This is a genomic window from Lyngbya sp. PCC 8106 (assembly GCF_000169095.1).
Lineage (GTDB): Bacteria > Cyanobacteriota > Cyanobacteriia > Cyanobacteriales > Microcoleaceae > Capilliphycus.
Window position 1 is genome coordinate 1 of sequence record NZ_AAVU01000098.1, and the last position, 1,952, is coordinate 1,952.

The following is a 1,952-nucleotide window of genomic DNA, read 5'->3' on the forward strand; positions in this document are numbered from 1 at the left end:
ATAACAATTCATTTGCTCGGATAGTACGGGGACGCCCGGTTTCATCTTTGAAAGAAACTTCAATCACTTCGGGGCGAGTCACATCCATATAAACCCCTGGAATACTTAAACATCCTTCTTGAAACGGAGAGATTTCTTGACTCGACTTCTTAATGGTTGGGTTGATCAAAATCAGAGGAGGAGTTGCAGCATTATCCGGTTCGCAGTCAATCACAATCAATTGCTTTTGAACTCCGACTTGCGGCGCCGCCAAACCAATACCATCAGCACTATACATCGTTTGTAGCATCTCTCGTATTAGTCTGCGAGTATCGTCATCGACACGAGAGATCCGTTTAGCCGACTGACGCAGAACGCGATCGCCAAGATAATGAATTTGAAAGGGGGGATTGTCTAATTTTTGCTTTTCAACTATTACTTGAGATGTCATGGATTTCGTCACTCGCTTTCGTAATTACCGTTCTACTTTCATCTTAAAGGATCTTCGCAACCCTTGGAGTGAGGTCAAGACGAGGGAAAGGGTTCGGATATCAGAAGTCAGAAGGTAGGGAGGATGGTAACGGATGGGTTGACGCTTGGGTTATCGAGATTTACGCTCTAAGAAACGGATGGGTTGACGGCTTGGGTTATCAATCTTTTGCTGTTAACATCGGTCACTGTAAGGGCGCATGGCAATACGCCCCTACGGTTGACTTTATTGCTTGCTTGTGTTAGCTTCATCATTAGAAATGATTGAACTCAACAAAAAGAGCCAGCAACTTATGTTCACAGCGAACAGCTATTTTTATTATTGGTTTAGCCCGGTTCACCGAGAGTGAGTCCAGTCTTTACATGGATACTCAAGGTGAGCCGCAGAACTAAGACCTGCGGCTTTTTAATTGCTCACAACAGATTTCCCCATATTACTCAACAGCGATGACTTTACTTTACACCTACTTTTATGGCTTTTATTTTTGGCCCCGAACACATTCCGGGTAAGTTCTCATGCTGGTTCTTTAACCTCACCCGGAACACCTGAAGTTCTGGGTTTTTTTTTGACTAATTCACAAACTTAAGGAGAAATTCACCATGTCTCAGGCTAAACTCGCAACCAAAACTCATCCCGAACACCAAACCCAAATCAAAATCAACGAACAGATAACTGTTGGCGGTGAAAACTTGTTAATTGTTGGTGGCCCTTGTACCGTTGAAAGTCTCGAACAAATGGAACAAGTCGCCGAACAGTTAATCAAAGCGCCTGTTCAACTGTTGCGGGGCGGCGTCTACAAACCGCGTACTTCTCCTTATTCCTTTCAAGGTCTTGGCTTGGAAGGATTAAAAATTTTACAGGGGGTGAGTCAGCGTTATAACGTTCCTGTTGTAACAGAAGTGATGTCTATTCCCCAAATTGAATCTGTTGTTGCCTACGCCGATGTGTTGCAAATTGGCAGCCGAAATATGCAAAACTTCGAGTTACTCAAAGCTATCGGACAAGCCGGAAAACCTGTGGTTTTGAAGCGAGGACTCGCGGCGACTCTCGAAGAATTCATCATGGCGGCTGAATATATTTTGGCACATGGCAACCCCGATGTGATTCTCTGTGAGCGAGGAATTCGCAGTTTCGATAGTTTCACTCGCAACGTTCTGGACTTGGGGGGAGTTGTCGGACTCAAACAGTTAACCCATCTTCCGATTATTGTAGATCCCTCCCATGCTGCCGGAAAACGAGAACTGGTTGAACCCCTAGCACGAGCCGCCGTTGCTTGTGGTGCCGATGGCATCATGGTAGAGTGTCATCCAGAACCGGAGAAATCGGTGTCTGATGCGCGTCAGGCGTTGTCGTTAGCAGAGATGATACAGTTAGTGGAAAATTTACGTCCGGTAGCGGCGTCTGTGGGGCGGAAAGTGATTGAGGTAGCTTCTGAACCCCTCGTTTGTGTGTAAGCAGCATAGATCACTTTGTAGAGAATTCT

At 45.5% G+C, this 1,952-nt stretch carries 2 protein-coding genes; one reads left to right on the forward strand and one right to left on the reverse strand.

Annotation, left to right across the window (positions count from 1 at the left end; translation table 11 throughout):
* Window positions 1-430 (reverse strand): peptide deformylase (gene def, locus L8106_RS29015; protein WP_009788160.1); only part of this gene is annotated, 430 nt, incomplete at its 3' end.
* A gap of 638 nt (window positions 431-1,068) precedes the next feature.
* Here def and L8106_RS29025 point away from each other — a divergent pair.
* Entirely contained in the window at window positions 1,069-1,923 is an 855-nt protein-coding gene (locus L8106_RS29025; RefSeq protein WP_009788161.1) for a bifunctional 3-deoxy-7-phosphoheptulonate synthase/chorismate mutase, read from the forward strand.
* Window positions 1,924-1,952: the final 29 nt, after the last annotated feature.

Bases quoted from the DNA above. Each gene is read 5' to 3' on its own strand.
- L8106_RS29025 (WP_009788161.1), top strand. From the start codon at position 1,069: ATGTCTCAGGCTAAACTCGCAACCAAAACTCATCCCGAACACCAAACC.